This is a genomic window from Desulfoluna sp. (genome assembly GCF_030145185.1).
Taxonomy (GTDB): domain Bacteria; phylum Desulfobacterota; class Desulfobacteria; order Desulfobacterales; family Desulfolunaceae; genus Desulfoluna.
Map to the genome: position 1 here is coordinate 1 of NZ_JAQYWB010000025.1, position 18,568 is coordinate 18,568.

Below are 18,568 nucleotides of genomic sequence, written 5' to 3' on the forward strand. Positions count from 1 at the left end.
CCAGCTCGCCCGAAGGGTGAGAAAATCAGACAGAATACTGTGGATTACATTTTGCATTTTTGAAATAATTGAAAATATTACTGCAAAGAACTGCAATTACGAACTATTCCTTAGTCCTGATTGTTTTCTCATGAAATATCCGGGTTAAGGGCGTCATGCAACTGGTTCGACAAGTTGCACCCCTGTCCACACAGGTGCTTCTTCTCGGTGAAACCGGAGCGGGAAAAGAGGTGATCGCCAACGCCATTCACGTCGCCTCTTCCAGAGCAGACAAACCCTTCATCAAAATCAACTGCGGTGCCATCCCGGACGATCTCATCGACAGTGAGCTTTTCGGCCATGAACGGGGAGCCTTTACCGGAGCTTTTCAGACAACACGAGGCCGTTTCGAGCGGGCCCACCAAGGCACCCTGTTCCTGGATGAGATCGGCGAACTGCCACTGAGGGCGCAGATCCGACTTCTCAGAGTTTTGCAAACCCGAGAAATCGAACGCGTCGGTGGTTCAAGGCCCATCACCCTTGATGTCAGGATTATCGCCGCAACGAGCAGACATCTGGAGGCGATGGTTCAGACGGGAGCCTTCCGTCAGGATCTCTGGTTCAGGTTAAATGTTTTCCCAGTCCACATCCCCCCCTTGCGTGACAGGCTCTCCGACCTGCCTGACCTTGCCGCCTACTTCATCAAACGAAAAGCCACAGAGATGAATATTCACGTCCTGCCTGTGCTCACCCCCGAGGCTATCTCGACACTTCACCACCACGACTGGCCGGGCAATGTCAGGGAACTTGAAAACGTCATCGAGCGGGCCATGATTCTTAATATAACACAGCCGCCTGGGACACCCTTGACCTTCCCGCCGTTTTATCAGGCAAGCCCCATCATGCCTTACGATGCTCCTGATCAAATCGAAGTCACCCACTCTACCCTGGACGATGCCATTCGATACCAGATCAACAAAGCCCTGGAGACGTCACACGGAAAGGTGAAGGGGCCCAAAGGGGCCGCGGCTCTGCTGGGCATGAACCCGAGCACCCTGAGAAACAGAATGAAAAAGCTTAACATTCCTTTTGGTAAAAAAAGCGACTTAAGCGCTGCATCTTATTCGGCCGACTGAGGTGTCGGCCTGAGGTACGCCCCCCAGTAGCTTAGCCCCACAAAAACAACGCCGCCAATGGTATTGCCCAAAGTCACCGGGATGAGGTTTTTGACCAGGAAGGCTGTCCATGTCAAGGTGTTCATGTCCAACCCGGCAGGTGCGATCCCGGCCCAATGGTTCAGAAAGATCCCCGTGGGGATAAAATACATATTGGCCACGCAGTGCTCAAATCCAATGGCCACAAAGGCCATAATCGGGAAAAAGATAGCGAAAATTTTTCCAATCACCTGACGGGAAGCCAGGGCCATCCACACCGCCAGGCAGACCAGCCAGTTGCAGCCGACCGCCCGAACAAAGGCTTCCCACCACCCCAGATGCACCTTGGCGCTGGCCACCCGGACGGCTGTTTCGCCCAAAGCGCCGCCGCCTGCTTTCCACAACCCCGAAAAATAAAAGAGCAGCGCCAGGAGCAACGAGCCAACCAGGTTGGCGACGTACACCACGCCCCACTTGGCCAGCACCCGCTGCCAGGTCACCTCACCGATCATGACGCTTGAGACCATCAGGCTGTTGCCGGTAAAAAGCTCGGCACCGGCGATCACCACCAGCATCAGGCCGAGACTGAACGCCCCTCCGGCGATGAGTTTCTTGATCCCCACCCCCAGCGTGGGCGGAAGATCGAAGGTCACGGAAGAGGAGAAGAGCCCGCCAAAGCCAATATACGCACCGGCTAACACACCCAGAACAAAGAGTGAAACCCAGGGCGAATTTGCCTTGTCCACCCCCACATTCTGGGCCACGGTCTCGGCGATGGTCTTCGGGCCTTTGGCATCCAGGCTGGGCACCGGAAACTTATCCCACATCTTCTCAAACCGAGAGTAGACTTTGTTCTCCTGCTTGAGTTTACTCCCCATGGCCTTGCGCACCACATCAACAATTTCATCGGGCGTAAAAGGCTTGGCGAGAAAGTCCATGGCACCCCGCTTCATGGCCTCCGTGGCGCGATCCACCGAAGGGTAACCACTGAACATCACAACCGCCGAATCAGGCGCCCGTGTTTCCAACTCGGAGATAACATCCAGTCCATTGAATCCCGGCATTTTCCAATCACACAAAATCACGGCGTAATGATTTTTTGTGCTGAGCTCCAGGCCTTCAGTGGGACTCACCGTGGTTTCCACTTCGAATCCGTTGTCCCTGAAAATGGCTTCACACGATCGCAAGACAGCAGCATCATCATCGATCACCAGCATGCGTTCAGTCATGGGTCCTCCTTTCGCTCACACTTTATTCCATGAACCTGATCCGCCTGATGCTGACCAGATCCCTCTCACAGCGTTTTTTTTCGTTTATACCTTCCGGCCCTTTCTACGGCAAATTGCCCCATAAACAGATGAAATCAACTCTTCCGGGGTAAACGGCTTGGCGATAAAGCCATCCGCCCCCCGTTGGGTTCCCTTTTGAACGGACGCCGGTATCAGGTAGCCGGTCATCATCAAAATGGCGCTCTCAGGAGAGCTTCCCCGTACCAGGCGAATCAATTGAAACCCATCATTGCCCGGCATTTTTATGTCCGTTAAAATCAGATCAAAGGAGGCCTCCACCGCCATCACAGAGAGGGCTTCATCCACATCACCGGCCAGACGGACGGCCATGCCCTCGGATTCCAGAACACGCCGGCAACTTTCAAGAACGATGGCATCATCATCAACAATCAGTATTTTCATGGCTGCTCATTCCCAGTTCACTGTGTGACTCTTGGTTTCCATGGCCCCTGGTCTCATGTCCCGAAAAATATCCCTGCCGTGTCCACCCTTCCGACAGACAAGGCAGGGCATGACACTATCCGTAATGCCCGTTGCCCATCCCGGATATTTCACGAGTTGGGTGCGCTCATATGCAAGACATCAGAGCTGAAGATGTAGTGGTTTACCTCAAAGCTCTGATAACGCAGCAGATGAGTGCACCCGGCTCGCCCGAAGGGTGAGAAAATCAGACAGAATACCGTGGATTACATTTTGCATTTTTGAAACGAATGAAAATTTTTCTCCAAAGAACTGTAATTACGAATTATTCCTTAGTCCTGATTGTTTTCTCATGAAATATCCGGGCTAAGGCTCAGAGACGATCCCGATCGCAAGGAAGCCAGAGGGTAAAACAACTGCCCTCGCCGAGAACACTTTCCACGGAAATTTTCCCCCCGTGGCGCTCAATAATCCCGGCCGAAACGGCCAGCCCGAGTCCGGTGCCCTTGCCAACCTCTTTGGTCGTAAAGAAAGGATCAAACAATTTATCGAGAGACTCCGGTTCAATACCCATCCCTGTATCCTGTACCCGGATCTCAACGCCTTGGACGCCTTCCCTCGCCCTTGCGACAGACACAATGTCAATGGTCCCGCCGGAGGCCGTGGCATCCAGGGCATTTAAAATAATATTGACCATGACACTCTGGATCTGATTGCGATCCAGGCGAGACATCGGCAGCGTGCCATGGGCGTTGTAGTGCAGAGCCACGCCACAAATCAAAGCCTGATTTTCCATCAGGTCGATACAGTCTTCCAGCATCAGGCGGGGGTCCAGGAACTCCATATCCAGGCGGCTCTGGCGGGAGAAGTCCAGAAGCCCTTTCACAATTTTCCGGACCCGTTCCGTCTGAACGGCGATGGTCTCAAGGTCCATGCGGACCTCTTCCGGCAGATCGGTACGACGCAAAAGGAGATGGGTAAAGGTAAGGACGGGGGTCAGGGGGTTGTTGATCTCATGGGCGACACCGGCGGCAAGGTTTCCTATACTGGCCTGCTTTTCGGACTGAATCAGTCGTTTTTCACTCTCCTCCTGATGCTCTTGATCCCGCCGAATAATGGCTTCCGTCATCTTTTTGAACTCTTTCTGGAGCAGTCCGATGTCGCTTTGGCAGATCGGGCCGATATCAGGAGACAGATTGCCTGTGGAGATCTCCATGCTGGCCTGAATCAATTGATTCACCGGCCGCATGATCCGGCTCGCCAGGAGACAGCCTAAGGCGATGGCAAAAAGAACCCCGGCCAGGGTGATCATGGCAAACACCCAGAGCGCGTTCTCCCGCACATCCCGATACTTGGCCTCCAAAACCCCGACGTAGAGCATCCCCACCCGATGCTGGTTGATATCTGTGATGGGTTCATAGGCGGTGATGTACCAATCATTGACCACAAAAGCACGATCCGTCCATTTTTTCCCCTGCTGAAGAACCCGCGTGGTTACCTCCTGGGAGGCCAGGGTGCCGATGGCCCGCTGCCCATCCTTTTCCAGGACATTGGTCGAAATCCGCAGATTATTGAAAAAAATGGTGACCGTGCCCAGATTATGCCCCTGGTACACCTCGTTGCGAAAAACCGTCCCACCGATCTTATCCACGATGGATTGGTCACGATTCAGAAGCATCCCCCCGTACAGGGTGCCGATCAATTTTCCCTGATTGAAAATAGGGACCGCAGAGGCAATGGCCAGCCCCGCTGTTTCCTCAGAGACGACAAGGTCCTCGTCTTTTCTCTCCTGACGAATGAGAATACGGGACCTTTCAGCCAGATCAAGGGGTTCGCTCTCAAGGAAACTCTGATCCAGCACCACGGTCCCTGAAACCGTTTGGCACTGACTCAGCGAGACCTCTGCAACAGGCATACATCCAGCAAGAGGGGGCGGGGGATCGCTTGCGTAGCCGAGGCGGCAGATCGAGAGGCCATCGGCCCCAAGGATGCCCGCAAAATCCAGACCCAATCGCCGTGAGACCTGTTCCAATCGGGCCTGCAGCAACGAAAAATCATGGAAGGCCATCGCGAGGTTAAAGTCCGATGCATGGACCGTGGTTTCAAGGGAGACCTCAATGGCGGTCACCCGATCATCGTAGATAACCCGGGCCACATTCAAATCCTGTCTTACCCGATTGTTGGCTTCATTTAACACGGAACCGTACAAAAGCTGCCAACCGACAATCAACGACACAGCCCCGACGAGCAATGCCACGCTGAGAAAACTGAAAATGAGTTTGGCCCGTGTCGAGTTAAACATAAAACCTCCGAAAATACGGTGCTCTATTAGTAGGCATACCAAATTTAAGCAAAATGAATGCCATTTCATTTTCTATATAAAAAGGACAGCAAAAGAAGAAAAAAAAAGCGGGGCTTTTATGGGAAGAAAAAGGTTCAACGGCAAGGCGGAAGGGGGTTTGGAAAAATTATTTTATATGAACAAAAAAAAGGATTAAACAATCAGAAAGGCCCTGAGTTGCGGAACAATCATGCGAATGACATGTCAACCATTTTTCCAGACAGTAAAGAATGAAGGGCTCTTTCCTTCTTTCTTGCATGCCTGGAATCATTCAGGTACTCATAAACGACAATCAAAATAAATGCACGGCTGGCCTTCCGTCAGGAACCTTGTGGCCGGGTATTCCGGGTCGTTGCGGCGGCCTTAAAAAAACATTTATTGCCGCTGCATTCATCGAACGGTCCCCTGTCCGGACCGTTATCGCAGCGGCCACTTTATTCCAGCGGATTTACATCATGGATACACCACTTATAGTAGAGGAAGAGTCCTGTTGCCCCTTGTGTCATGGCAACGATGTGCACTCCTTTTTCACGGATCGAAAAAGGGCTTACCTGCGCTGTGGGCACTGCCAGCTGGTATTTGTCCCCAGGCGCTACTGGCTGAGCGCCCAAGATGAAAGAGCCACCTATGATTTGCATGAAAACAATCCCGACGATCCGGGCTATCGCCGTTTCCTCTCCCGATTAGCCACACCTCTGCTTGAAACCCTGGAACCCCATCAAAAGGGATTGGATTTCGGATGCGGTCCCGGTCCCGCCCTGTCGGTCCTCCTGGAAGAACAGGGCCTTCACATGGATCTCTATGACCCCTTTTATCACGACGATTCTTCGGTGTTTTCTAAAACATATGATGTCATTACGGCCACAGAGGTCGTGGAACATCTGCACGCCCCACACCGCGAGTTTACGACGCTGTTTAACCTGTTGCGCAAAGGCGGCACCCTGGCCCTCATGACCAAACTCGTCATTGATCAAACCGCGTTTCAAAAATGGCACTACATTCACGACCCGACCCATATCTGCTTCTACAGCCGCAGCACCTTTGAATATCTCGCGCAGCGCTTTCATGCCGGGCTCCGGTTCGTGGCAAATGATGTGATCTTTTTGGAAAAGAAATAGACGATCAGGGGATCACGACGTCAGCTCAAACCGCACCGGCAACGTCACCCAGATGGATCTTGCCACACCACTGGCGGAGAATCGCCACCTCTTCACCCCTTTGACGGCGCTTTTATCCAGGGCTCCGTGGCCACTGGATTTTTTCACCCTCACCTCCTCCACCGTGCCCTCCCCGTTCACCAGAATATCGAGAAGCACCACGCCCTGATAGCCTCGGCGGATGGCGGCCTTGGGGTAGCGGGGTTCGGGAGCATAGACGGAGGTGGGCTGAGCGTCTGACTGAATGCCGCCCACAGCGGGGGCCGATGCGGGTTCGCTCGCCTCTTCCGGCTCTGCGGCGGTGTTCTGGACGGTGGCCTCTACGACGTCCGGTGTCACGGGTTCGTCATTTATGGGGGCTGGTTCTTTAACCAAATCCGGCGGTACGGGTGGAGTCACCTCTTTAAGAGGTTCCACAATGGTTCGTTTTTTCTTCACCACCTTTTTGGGGACTGTTTTTCTCGGAACTATTTTTTTAGGTTTTTCCGGTTTTTTCTTTTTGGGTTTTGCTTTCACGGGTTTCGATTTGGCCGGAGCAGCGGCCTGGACCGATGGGACGGTCATGGAAACAGTGATGGTGGTGCCATGGGTGGGGGCCGAGGGTGAAATGACCGGTGCGGTGGGCATGGGCATTAGAAAAAAAAGTGCGTGGAAAAGAGCGGCCGCACAGGCAGGGAAAATCAAATGCTTCACGTCCTGGCCACCTCTGCCTGAAGGGCGATGTCGGTGATGCCTGCCCCGCGGATGGTATCCATCACCTTAAAAAGGTTTTGGTACGAAAGATCCTTGTGTCCGCTGAGGATCACCTGCTTTTTCGTTTTTCCTTCAAAATAACGGGTCACACGGGCTTGCAGTTCCGTTAAGGCCACCACCTCCTTACCCATGTACACACGCCCGTCGGCTTCCACGGAAATAATCAGCTCTGCCGTCTCCTCCATGTGGGAAGCCTGTGCCGATTCCGGCAGCTCAAGGCGAATGCCGTTATGGTAACTCATGGAGAGCATGGCATAGATAAAAAAAACAAGCAGGAGAAACACCACGTCAATAAGAGGCAGCATGTCGGGCTTATTTTTGATGCTGAAGTCTCGTTTTACTTTCATCCGCGAGAGCCTCCTTGTTACCATTCATCAATTTTTCGTAGGTGATTTCAAGGGAGGTGGCGTATTTTTCAATATCCAGCGCCGCGGACTCTGCATAGGCATTAAAACAGTTGCAGGGAAGCAGGGTCAGAATACTGATGGAAAGGCCCGCTGCCGTGGTGATGAGGGCCTGTGCAATCCCGCCGGTGACGGCCTGGGGATCACCGATACCGGAAGATCCGAGCATATCAAAGGAATGAATGATACCCACCACCGTGCCCAGAATACCCATGAGGGGGGCCACGGTGATAATGGTTTCGAGAACTCCCATGAACCGACGCATTTTTTGAAGTTCATCGGAAGCCGCCGATTCCATGGCCATGGACATGGAGTAGTCACGATGCAGGATTCCGTTAATCAGAATTTTCACGATGAAATTTTTCGACCCGCGGGTCACCCGCCTGATCTCATCCCAAAGTCCCTTTTCAGCCAGGTCCAAAACCTGGAACACCAGCGCGCGGTTCCTTTGTTTTCTGATTCTAAACCAAAACACCGACCGTTCGAGAACAACCGTCAACGAGGCAAAAGAGCATAAAAGCAACGGAAACATCAAAAAACCGCCACTTTTGAATAATTGAATCATGTTATGAACACCTGTCAGGAGAGTTAAAACATCAAAGCCTCGCTGAGATCAAAGACTCCAGCAAGGCGCTGAGATTACATAATATCGAGAATACATATCTTTCGAACCTATAGCATAAATCATCGCGCAAGGCGAGGGGATCTCATCAAGCAAAGGGCGACTGAATAGCTCCGCCAACAACCCACAAAAAAATCCCCGGATCAGACGTGAAAATCATGGGAGGGGGGAGGGACGTCATTGTCCCTCCCCGGCCCCTGATTCCAACCACAGATCAGGAGATACACATGATGCTCCGAGTCAACGAGCGAAGCACCCGACCCTTTCCGGTTCTTCCTTTTGCATTCGGTTCAAATTAAGAACCGAACCGCCCCCTGCAAGGAGGATCTCCTGCCTTCTTAACAACTGCCCAATCAAACAGTCAAAGACAGGAAAAACAAGGGGCGGCCTGCCCTGATGCGCAGGGAATGACCTTCGGGGCTTTTTTGAGGAGGCATCGATGCCTCCTCGTTTTCCACCAGCGTCACAGGTCCGGCGGAAAGCGTGGCACAAGGTGATCAGAACCGATTTAGTAGGTCCAGGTCACCCCGGCAAAAAAACGACGGCCCGGGATGGGGTATCCCAGAACGTATGCTGCATCTTCATCGAATAGGTTCTTCACTTCACCACGAAGGGTCAAACTTCCGAACTTGTCCGTGGTCAGCACGCGTTTGCTAACAGTAAAATTTGTTACGGTCACGGAAGGAAGCGTCACATCCGATTTCGACCAGTCCGGGTTCCATTTCACCACATCCTGACTACTGAGGTAGGAAACGCTGAGATCCGAATAAAATCCATTCAAGTCGGTGAGTGAAATCCCGGCGGAGACATCGGTATCAGATGTATACTGAAGGTCTTTGTCAGTCTCCTCATCTTTAAATTCCAGAAGGTGGGTCGCGGTGGCATAAGGACGGAGTTCCCAGCCGCCGAAGATATCTTCGAATGCATACGACAATTCGAGTTCGGCACCACTGATGGTCGCTTCACCCAAGTTTGTCCACGTTGAGTCCCCCCCCTTTTTGATGGTTACAATTTTATCATCATAATCGGATTTAAAAAGTGTCAGAGAACTCTTAAGGCCATCCTTGGTGATATCCATCCCCACCTCGTAAGTCCTGCTTTTTTCAGGATCCAGGTCGGGGTTTCCAACGGTATTTCCATATGGAGACGCAACTTCATATGCAAGCTCCTTGGCAGACGGCATGCGAAAGGCCTCTGCAACGTTGACCCTGAGCTTAATCACCTTGTTAACATTATAAATTGCACCAACACTGGGGGTTACATGATCATCCTTTTCATTTCGTCCGACGGGGTCAAGCACCGCCACTTCATAGTGGTCAAGGCGTGCACCGCCCCTCAGGACCAACTTGTTATCAAATAATTTAGCCTTGGCAAGAGCAAAGCCTGCAATATTCTCATAAGTCGTATGCTTTGGGTTGTATTGACTATTTGTAATATCGTAATCGAGCCAATCAACACCCGTAAAGAATCCAAGAGTGTCGCCATCATATGCAACTTGAACTTGGGCACCCTTATTTTTTGTTTTTGCTGTATAGGGCTTACCGTCTTCATACATTGAATTGCCTGGATTGCTGGCTAAAGGGTCTAACCATGTATCTTTGTCTGTGCCATTGAAATACCGGGCAGTCCAACTCAAAGTGTCACTGTTGTTTTTGCCATCATATTGGAAATTTAACGTGTTATTTTCAGAGCTTTTGGTGTCATCAAGGTCGTTCTTTTCTAAACCATCGGGGTTACCCACCTTGTCGGCATCAAACAAGGTGTACGTCAACCCAAGACGATGCCCGCGGATTAACTCATAACCGGTGTTAACACTGGCCCTTAGGATCCCGTCATTTCCAGTATTTTTATACTTTTTACCCGCCCCGGTCTTGTAGTCGCCTTCTTCCGATCGGCTTACGGTGGCAGAATAATCCAACCTACCGGATTTGCCGGAAATACCTGAGCCAAATTCCTGATACTCATACGATCCAGCCTTGGCTTCCACGAACACCGAGGGCTTACCCTCTCCTGTCTTGGTGATGACATTCACAACACCACCCATTGCAGCGGAACCGTATTGAACGGCCCCAGGCCCTTTGATAATTTCAACCCGCTCAATGTTTTGCGTTAAAATCTTTGCGGCATTGCCTGTAGCGACGCGCCGTCCATCAAGAAGGATCAAAACCTGGCCCATAAGGTCATTGCCATGGGTTTCAGTACGCACCCCTCGAATCCCGATAGATGTCAAACTGCCCGGATATTCGCGAACAAGGACGCCCCCCTTTTCCACAAGAAGCTCTCCCAAATCCGTTGCCGACGAATTTGAAATGGCCTCCGCATCAATCACCGTAACAGCAGCAGCCACCTCCGTCACACTCTCTTTGGCCCGTGAGGCCGAAACCACATACTCATCCAGGGTGGCATCAGTCGCCCAAACCGGCGAAGTGCTTGCTATCCAGGCCGCCAGAGCGCCAATCATCAGACTTTTTTTCATTTCTACTCCTCTCAAAAACCGTAAGACTCCATCACGCATCAAAACGGGCGATCCACGACCAAAACGACCACCTGAGCCATTGTCGAATACTGCAGTGGAAACGTTAAAAAAACCCGAGGCAGGAGAAAAGGGGGGGAAACAGACAGATGACGAGCCGGTCATGTCAAACAAAAAGCCCCATGCCCCCGGTTTATCGGGGACATGGGGCCGTTTTTTCCATGTCGTCTTATCAGGTCTTCAGTCCCTACCACGAGAACGAAACCCCTCACAAATCGTTGCGATGTGCAAGACACAGCAACCGAATTTATGAAATCACCCTGGCAGGTCTTCTGACTTCCGGATCGTCCGAACCATCGCACCTTCCCGACCCTATATGGACAGTGGATTGTTTGCGATATTCGTACCCGGTTACAGCGGCGGGCCCGTCCCCGATTCTCACGAGGTTCCCTATTAAGCCAATTCCTAATTGGAAAAGGAATGTGCACCAGAGATCAATTTGTATGCTTATCTACACAAGTTATTTGACTTCTGTCAAACACTTTCTTGTCTTTTTTGTCACGCCAGATGAATGTGAATATTTTACCCTGAACCATCCAACCTTCAGGGTGACAAGACGCAGAAGTAACCACTCGTTATTTAAGTCTATAAATAAAATTATCAGCCCGTATTGCCCATACAGAATTGAACAACAAATACATTAACTTTCCACTTAGATCAGAAGATATTATACACGTTCCGATTCAAGCACGAGTTCCATGGCCTCTTCCAGATGCCGGATAAAGAGGCGCACAATCTCCGGCATGTACCCGATGCCCCGGTCCACCAAAGTGACATCGATCCCTTCAGCCTCAAAAAGATTCTTCCATGAGCCCTCATCATCCCCTGCCAGATCTTCAAAGTAATGGACTCCGGCGACCAGCATCAGGGGAACAATTTTCACCCGTTTGAAGCCTGCGGCCTTTACCCTGGCCACCACATCCTCTACTTCGGGAAAGCCTTCCACCACACCCGTGAAGGCGGTGGGACCGTATGTCTCTTTCAACATGGCATCCAGGGCAAAATAGGTGGTCCATGCGGGGTGGTCCGTGCCATGCCCGATAAAAAGCGTGGCTTCACCTTCCCGTGACGAGACCAGCCCCCCCAAGGCATCCACGACCCATTGACAGTCCTCAGGAGAGGTTAGCAGGGGCAGCCCCATAGAAACCCGTGGTTTACCGCCTCCCGCTTCATCAAGAAGCCGCTGGAACTCATGACCGCAGATCAGGTGGAAAGACTGCACCACGGCCCACTCTTTTTCTTCCGCTGCCAGCTCCGCCAAGACCTCATGGGCATGGGGAAAGTGACGCCCCTTCTTTTTCATGACCTCCCGAACCATCCGCGAAGACCAGGCCCACCGCACCTCGTGCTGTGGGAATCGCCGTTTGATGGCCTCATCAATGACGTCATAGGTCTCAAGGGCCTTGCTGGTGGTCCCGAAGGCCACGGGTATGATGACCGGTTTCATAATTTTCTCCCTGATAGTGTATCGAAAATGCCACCAGCGGCCCTGCCGGGGGCTAAACGTTTACCTGATTTTATTAAAGATGGGTTCAACAAACAGGTCTTGTGCCCTTCGCAAACTCACTTTTTCACTCTTTGTGCATTCCCCAGGCAAAGAGCCCGATAAAGCCCAAGAGAAAAAAAGCGGCATACCACATGACCCCTGATGAAGAGAGGTGGGTGGTCTCCTCTTTTTTTTCAATTTTTTCCATCTTGTATCCCTGGACAGATTTTTTACCACGGCCAGACTCGTTTGGGTCGGGTGTCGTCACCGATTTTTCCGCCTTTTTTGTTGCCGGATCACTCGATGCCTGGGACGCAGCCATGACCGTCTCGTGGCGCGCCGCCTGCTCTGTTTCTTGATCTTCCAGCTTTTTACCCACAGCCTCTTCCATGGCGATGGTAAATTTTTCCACCATCTCGGGAGAGAGCATGCCGGGCATGGAAACAAGGGTCACCACCATCTGATTCAGGAGCGGGTTGTTGCAGGTATGATCGCAGCAGGCCACGCCCTTTTCCACCACCCCCATGGCGTACTCCTTCGCCAGGTTTTTCGTAACGGCCTCATCGGCCTTCCAGTACCCTTTCCGAACCGATTCCAGCATGCGGGCGGTGAGGGACTGGTAGGCCCAGGGGTTTGCTTCGTCAAAAAATTTTTTGAGATCAAGATCCAAACTGTCTTTCACATACACATCGTAGGTCTGCTGCCAGGAGGTCTCTTTCACGGCATGGGGGACGGTCACCTGCCAGCCCCACATGTACTCCACAAAGTTGGACATCTGCCGCGCTCCGGCATAGTCCTCTTTTTTCATGGCTGTGATCCACTTTGGGTTGATGTAGCGACTGCGCAGCTCCCGGCCGACGGTTTTTTCGATGCCCTCCACCGTCACGGTTTCCGGACGTGTCTGGCGGGTCAGCACCACATCGGGGCGTTTGCCCGTCTCTTTTTCCACGGCCAGGGAGAGCCCCCCCAGGTATTGGAACACATCGTCGTTGTCCATGGTGCCGTAAAGCGAGGAAGAGCTGGTGTGCACCGTAGCCGCCACCCCTTTCAAATTTTCGGCCAGCAACCCTTCGGCCTCTTCCCCCCACAGCCCCTGACCAAAGGCAAAACCGGTGCGTCGTTTCCAGACGTCGGCGATCTCCTGATCGGATTCCCAGAAACCAGACATGCCGATGAGCTCGGACACGCCATTGCCGTACGAGCCCGGTTTTTCGGTAAAAATTCGAATTCTCGAGAGCGTTTCCGCGCGCTTGGCTGGGATCCCTTTGTCCTCCAGCATTTTTCGGGTTTTCAAGCTGTGTTTTGCCAGAAAATTTTCCACGTCATTGGCCGCGATGGCCTGCTGCACCGCTTTGTCCAGGAGCGTCATCTTTTCCGGAAACAGATCCCGGTAGAGTCCCGAGGGGTTGATGAGCACGTCGATGCGCGGGCGTCCCAGCATGGAACCCGGCACCACCCGGGTGCCGGTGACGCGCCCGGAGGCATCCCACACCGGCTCCATGCCCATGAGCCAGAGGATGGTGCTCTCGTTGATTCCCTCGTTTCGCAAGGTCTCCGTGGCCCAGAGGATAATGGCCACCTTTTCAGGGTACGCCCCTTTCTCATTAAGCTGGCGCTCCACAATCTGTATCCCGGCATCAACCCCGAGTTTCCAGGCCTCTTTTGTGGGAATTTTGGCCGAAGAGATCCCATAAAAATTTTTGCCCGTGGGAATGGCCAGGGGGTTTCGAATAGGATCGTTGCCCTCCCCTGCCGGCACAAAGCGACCGGCCAGGGCCCGAACGGTTCTCTCAAGCTCCAAGTCACCGGAGGCCCTTACCCCCTTTGCAAGGGCATCGGTGTCCAGGCCGGGACGGAGCTCTTCCGCCAGCAGAGAAAAATCCCTCGCGTCTTTTTCTGACGGAGAGGCCCCGAAGGTGTGGAGCCCATGGGGCATCAGGGTCTCTTTCAACTCCAGGATGGCATGTTCAAGGATTTCGATCTCTCCCGCATCGTAACGGGTAAGGGACAGCTCCTCCTGAAACCCGGTTTTTAACGCCAGCGCCATGATCTCCTTTTTGATGACAGGGGCCGTCAGGCTTCCCACGGCCTGCCCACGGGTGAATCGGTTAATCAGCTCATAAAGCTTGCTGTAATCGCTGTGAAGACCCGCTTTTTGAAACAGAGGCGTCATGTGATCAATAATCACCCCGCGCCCGCGCCTCTTGGCCTGAATCCCCTCCCCCACATCATCCACGATATAAGGATAGACATTGGGCAGATCCCCCACCATCACCTCCGGCGGACAGGAGGGAGAGAGCCCGGCCTGCTTGCCGGGCAGCCACTCATAGGTGGCGTGGGTGCCCAGGTGAATCATGGCGTCTGCCTTAAATCCGTTCTGGATCCACAGGTAGGCGGCAATATACTGGTGGTGGGGCCAGACGCTCTGATCATGGTAGAGCTTCATGGGATCGTCCCCCCAGCCCCGAGAGGGCTCCGGCATCATCACCAAATTACCCAGGGTCACCACCGGGATAATGAAAAACCCGTCCTTCACCATGATGGTGGACGATTCGGGGCGACCCCACTGCTCAATCACAGAATCCTGAAAGGCCTGGGGCAGCTGTTCAAACCAGCACGTGTAGGTGGCCACGGGAAGCCGGACGACCTCTTTGGAACCCAGCAGATTCGCAAGCTCTCCGGGAGCCCAGGAGCCGATGTTACGCCCTGAGCGCATGATCATCTCCTTGATGGCCGACTCGGAGAGGTCCTTTGTGTCGTCAATCCGGTACCCCTCATGACGAAACCGTGCCACAAGGGTCTCAATGGACCGGAACACATTGAGATAACTGGCCCCGATATTCTGCTTTCCCTGGCTGTGATTGTAATAGAGAAGCGCCAACCGTTTTTCCGAATTGGCCTTTCGGCGCAGGGCGACCCACCGCTTGAGACGGGGGATGAGTCGGTCCAGGTTCTCGTCGATGGGGACGGTGGCAAAAAGAGGTTTTCCCTTTTCGGCCCCTCGGACCCGCACCTTGCCTTCCAGGGGAGTCGGCTCAATGAGACCTGAAATTTCGGGGTTTCCCACCGCCCACATCAAATCGGTCACGGGAATCCCCGCAGGGTCCTTGCGCCACTCGTCGATTTTTGAAGAGTAAAGGGTAACGGCGTTGATCACCGGCACGTCCAAATCCCTCAGTCCATTTTTTGTGGGCTCGGAAAGGGCTGAATAAAACTTCATGGAAAAGGCGAGGACCAGATCGACCCGCCCCCTTCGATGGTCATCCAGGAGAAAACGGTCAAAAAGGACCTTCTCCCTACCGAAACAGGTCAACACGTTGAAGCCCTCGGCCTCAAGCCGCCGCACAATCTTTGCCGCCGACTCCTCTGGGCTGCGAAGCACCGCAGGGGTATAAAAAGTAATCCCAATCCATGGCGCGTCGGGATCGGCCCTGTACCAGGCCCGATAATCCTCCCAGGTGTCGAAAAGCCCTGGGGCTGCGGGATGATAAATGCCGCTTTTAATCCGCACCGGTTCCCCCAGACACCCCTCTTCCCGATTCAGAGAAAGGGCCACGGCGCACCGAATCATGGCGGTGACATTGCCTGGGGTCAAAACCGAATACCAGGCCCCGATCTTGTCGTTAAAACGGTAGCCCTTCTTCTTCAACCCCTCGTCGTCACGGGACCCCCGCAAGGCAAACACAGCCTTCCCGGAGACATCCACATGGGAATCCAGAAATTCGGTCAACTCCCGATGCATGACGTCCACCAGGATCACATCCGAAGAGAGGAGAAAACTCCGGGCCCCTTCCGTCGCCAGAAGCTCGGCATGGGTAAAATACCGGGCCTCGATATCCTCCGTGTCGGTAAGGGCCGGAAGGCCGCGACTCACCACACCGGTGTCCGACTCACTGATGACAAGGGAGACGGTGGTGGCGTGTGCCGAAACAGCGAGAAAAAAACAGATCAAAAAGGTGGTAACAAAAACTCTCACAAAAAAGCCTCCGGCGGCGAGGTGTGCCACCTCGAAAGCGGGTTTGCGAATGCGTCCGCATTCGCGTGAAGTGCAAGGAAACCTGCCGTGCGTCGCCCCCCTGTATCAGGGTCGTTCTCGCCAAAAAATTCCGGCAAACCGACACGGGGTCCTGCGTGGCCGGTGGCACCCGAGCCCGATGCCTGCTGTGGCTATCGGGACTATCGAGCCCATGAAGGCTTACGATGTCAGCCACCAACGCATGGTTTTTTTAAATTGATGGAGCCCAGCGACTCCTCGAACGAAGAACCAAGCACGAAGCACGTTTTCAACAAATTACACATTATTTTTTATACTCAAGTCCCGTCAGCAACGCGTTTATGGCCAGGGCCAGGGGCGTTGGGATCGTGGTGTCAGAGATGAAATTCACTTCGGGCACCGGACCTCCGGCAATTTCACGGGCCAACTCGGAGCACCACCTTTTATACGCGGAGAGGTCGGTGACCAACCCTCTTTCACAGGCGTCGGAGAGGGCCATGGCGGTTTCAACAAAGGAGGCGTACCGAACATCCAGGAGCAGGTTCTCAACCTCGGAGGGGGTCTCTTTGCCTGTGGTATTGCAGGGGCAGGTTGACTCGCCGATGAATCCTGCGATGTTTATTTTTCGATCTTTCAGACGTCTGAAAACGCTCCGATTCGCGGTGAGGCCGTTTTGTTTGAAGATCGCTTCGGTGACGGCTTCATACACCGCAGTGGCGATGAGCTCACCCATTTTGGTGTGGCCTCCGGCGTTGTCCAGACGCATGCCGTCCCCTTCCACGATAAGAATATTGTCCGTGCCGGTGCCGGTGGCCGGGTTGACCAGGGGCGTGTAGGTGCTTCGCACGTCCAGATCCTGAAGGGCCGCTGTTTTGCCTTCCGTGGCCGAAATAAGGGCGCGACTCATGGCCCGTTTTGACAGGTGCATGTTGGGCAGGATCATCACGTTGATGGTGCCGGGCTCATAATAATCCCCGGTGTCTTTGCCCATGCGCATGGCGTTGGAGCAGACCCCGGCGGTGGCCAGGACCGTCACGGACATCTTCTTAAACGAAACAGTCTTTATGCTGAAGTTATCCATGTCGGCGCCGGTAAAGAGAAAACTTGTGGTTTCCGCTTTTTTGCCCAGCATCTTGAAGATATCCTGCTTCATGCCGTCAAAGCCCCCCTCGTGGGCCAGGCGCCAGCACTGGGGCGGCATATAATCATTGCCCACGGTGGCGATGTTCTCTCGCCAGCCGTCGAGGGTCGACAAAACGGTTTTTGGAGAGGTGAAATCCACCACCAGGCTTTTGGAGGGAAAATCGTAGAGGGTGGCGCGGGTCAATTCCACTTTCTTGACGTAATCAAGGGAGACAGGAATCCCTTCGCGTGATTTTACGGCATCGGGATAAATCTGGTCGTCTCGAACGGAAAATTCGCTGGAATAAAGATTTGCCGCCAGCCAGGAGACAAAGTAACCCATATGGGTGGATGCCCGGCAGGTGAGCTCGCAGGGGTAATAGTCGATACGCTTGTTTTTAATCGCCGAGATCGATTGAAAGGCGGTCTTACTGAAGAGAAGCTCCGCTGCTTTTTTGTCCCCACCGCATCCGTAAATCACATCCGGGTTAAAGGCGATAAACGCTTCATCGGTGAGGGAGATCACGTTTCCGTTTTCCTTGACGCTGTGGCCTATGCCACCCGCCATTTCAATGAGCTCCTGCTGGAAGGAGTCCGCACCGGGGGTCATGAGGCTCGTACGCCCCATCAGCCGAAGCACGCGTTTTCGCTTTGACGCCGGGATTTTCTTCACTTTTTTTTGGATATCAGAAAGAATGCGTCGGTTGTCTGTGACAATCTTTTCCGCGCCCGCCTCGCAGTCCATCATTTTCCCCATCAAGCGCATCTGATCAAAAGAGGTTTCAACAGAGATCGGATCGAACTGGACCATGGGGACAACCCCTTGCAGCGCTTCAATTATCTCTTTCTGAATGCCGGACACAAACACCAGATCGGGGTGAAGCGAGAGGACCTTGTCAATGGACGGTTTAAAGAAGCCGCCCACCACGGTCTTTTTATTGGCCTCGGACGGCCAGGTGTCATGAAGGGTCACCCCCACCACACGCTCCCCGGCACCCATCACAAAAAGGGCTTCGGTCAGCGAAGGCACCAGGGAGACCACACGCCGGGGCGTGTTTTCAATGACCACCCTGCGACCGGCGGAGTCGGTAACCGTGACTGCCAGCACCGGCTGAAAAGAAAAAAGAATCAAAAAGGCCGCGGCCGTCCAAAGGCGAATGTATTTCATAGTTGGGTTCCTGGGTGTTTAAAATATTGATTTTTCATGGATGCCTCCGGCAGCAAGGTGGCGCCACCTTGAAAGCGGGTTTGCGGATGTGCATCGCCCCTTGCTTGTCGCGCCGTAGCTCATTGACGTTGGTCGAATGGTGACGC

Annotated in this window: 13 protein-coding genes and 1 riboswitch; of the genes, 3 read left to right on the forward strand and 10 right to left on the reverse strand. The window is 53.3% G+C overall.

Annotation, left to right across the window (positions count from 1 at the left end; all coding sequences use genetic code 11):
- Window positions 1-155 precede the first annotated feature (155 nt).
- Complete coding sequence (locus Q1Q75_RS09865) at window positions 156-1,115, forward strand: sigma-54 dependent transcriptional regulator (protein ID WP_300669904.1); 960 nt, start codon at window positions 156-158, stop codon at window positions 1,113-1,115.
- Here Q1Q75_RS09865 and Q1Q75_RS09870 read toward each other — a convergent pair.
- The 3 genes from Q1Q75_RS09870 to Q1Q75_RS09880 all read right to left on the reverse strand — a co-directional run bounded on the left by Q1Q75_RS09870 (window position 1,100) and on the right by Q1Q75_RS09880 (window position 5,144).
- Complete coding sequence (locus Q1Q75_RS09870) at window positions 1,100-2,362, reverse strand: formate/nitrite family transporter (protein WP_300669906.1); 1,263 nt, start codon at window positions 2,360-2,362, stop codon at window positions 1,100-1,102. The two genes, Q1Q75_RS09865 and Q1Q75_RS09870, sit on opposite strands and share 16 nt — an antisense overlap.
- Before the next feature lie 84 nt (window positions 2,363-2,446).
- Complete coding sequence (locus tag Q1Q75_RS09875) at window positions 2,447-2,824, reverse strand: response regulator (RefSeq protein ID WP_300669908.1); 378 nt, start codon at window positions 2,822-2,824, stop codon at window positions 2,447-2,449.
- 391 nt (window positions 2,825-3,215) lie between these two features.
- Window positions 3,216-5,144 carry a cache domain-containing protein gene (locus tag Q1Q75_RS09880; protein WP_300669910.1) on the reverse strand — a complete coding sequence of 643 codons (1,929 nt, stop codon included), beginning with the start codon at window positions 5,142-5,144 and terminating at the stop codon, window positions 3,216-3,218.
- Between the two features lie 57 nt (window positions 5,145-5,201).
- On the opposite strand from Q1Q75_RS09880, the gene Q1Q75_RS09885 reads away from it, so the two are divergent.
- Both Q1Q75_RS09885 and Q1Q75_RS09890 read left to right on the forward strand, forming a co-directional pair.
- Window positions 5,202-5,417 (forward strand): hypothetical protein, encoded by a 216-nt coding sequence (locus Q1Q75_RS09885; RefSeq protein ID WP_300669912.1) that lies wholly within the window; start codon window positions 5,202-5,204, stop codon window positions 5,415-5,417.
- A 221-nt stretch (window positions 5,418-5,638) separates the two neighbouring features.
- A complete protein-coding gene (locus Q1Q75_RS09890; RefSeq protein ID WP_300669914.1) occupies window positions 5,639-6,301 on the forward strand; it encodes a class I SAM-dependent methyltransferase in 663 nt (220 codons plus the stop codon).
- 12 nt (window positions 6,302-6,313) lie between these two features.
- Here Q1Q75_RS09890 and Q1Q75_RS09895 read toward each other — a convergent pair whose 3' ends face one another.
- The 7 genes from Q1Q75_RS09895 to Q1Q75_RS09925 all read right to left on the reverse strand — a co-directional run bounded on the left by Q1Q75_RS09895 (window position 6,314) and on the right by Q1Q75_RS09925 (window position 18,422).
- Window positions 6,314-7,033 carry an energy transducer TonB gene (locus Q1Q75_RS09895; protein ID WP_300669916.1) on the reverse strand — a complete coding sequence of 240 codons (720 nt, stop codon included), beginning with the start codon at window positions 7,031-7,033 and terminating at the stop codon, window positions 6,314-6,316.
- The gene (locus Q1Q75_RS09900) at window positions 7,030-7,440 is read right to left on the reverse strand and encodes a biopolymer transporter ExbD (protein WP_300669918.1); all 411 of its coding nucleotides are present in this window, start codon (window positions 7,438-7,440) and stop codon (window positions 7,030-7,032) included. Before Q1Q75_RS09900 ends, Q1Q75_RS09895 begins: the two co-directional genes overlap by 4 nt.
- Window positions 7,406-7,930: a MotA/TolQ/ExbB proton channel family protein gene (locus Q1Q75_RS09905; RefSeq protein ID WP_300669920.1), complete on the reverse strand. Its 525-nt coding sequence runs from the start codon at window positions 7,928-7,930 to the stop codon at window positions 7,406-7,408. Before Q1Q75_RS09905 ends, Q1Q75_RS09900 begins: the two co-directional genes overlap by 35 nt.
- 697 nt (window positions 7,931-8,627) lie before the next feature.
- The gene (locus Q1Q75_RS09910; RefSeq protein WP_300669923.1) at window positions 8,628-10,595 is read right to left on the reverse strand and encodes a TonB-dependent receptor; all 1,968 of its coding nucleotides are present in this window, start codon (window positions 10,593-10,595) and stop codon (window positions 8,628-8,630) included.
- Window positions 10,596-10,896: 301 nt separating this feature from the next.
- Window positions 10,897-11,099, reverse strand: a riboswitch (cobalamin riboswitch).
- A gap of 220 nt (window positions 11,100-11,319) precedes the next feature.
- The gene (locus Q1Q75_RS09915) at window positions 11,320-12,099 is read right to left on the reverse strand and encodes a sirohydrochlorin cobaltochelatase (protein ID WP_300669925.1); all 780 of its coding nucleotides are present in this window, start codon (window positions 12,097-12,099) and stop codon (window positions 11,320-11,322) included.
- A gap of 124 nt (window positions 12,100-12,223) precedes the next feature.
- On the reverse strand, window positions 12,224-16,114 hold the full coding sequence (locus tag Q1Q75_RS09920) for a cobaltochelatase subunit CobN (protein ID WP_300669927.1): 3,891 nt from the start codon (window positions 16,112-16,114) through the stop codon (window positions 12,224-12,226).
- 322 nt (window positions 16,115-16,436) lie between these two features.
- Window positions 16,437-18,422, reverse strand: coding sequence for a helical backbone metal receptor (locus Q1Q75_RS09925; protein WP_300669929.1), 1,986 nt, complete (start codon window positions 18,420-18,422; stop codon window positions 16,437-16,439).
- Window positions 18,423-18,568: the final 146 nt, after the last annotated feature.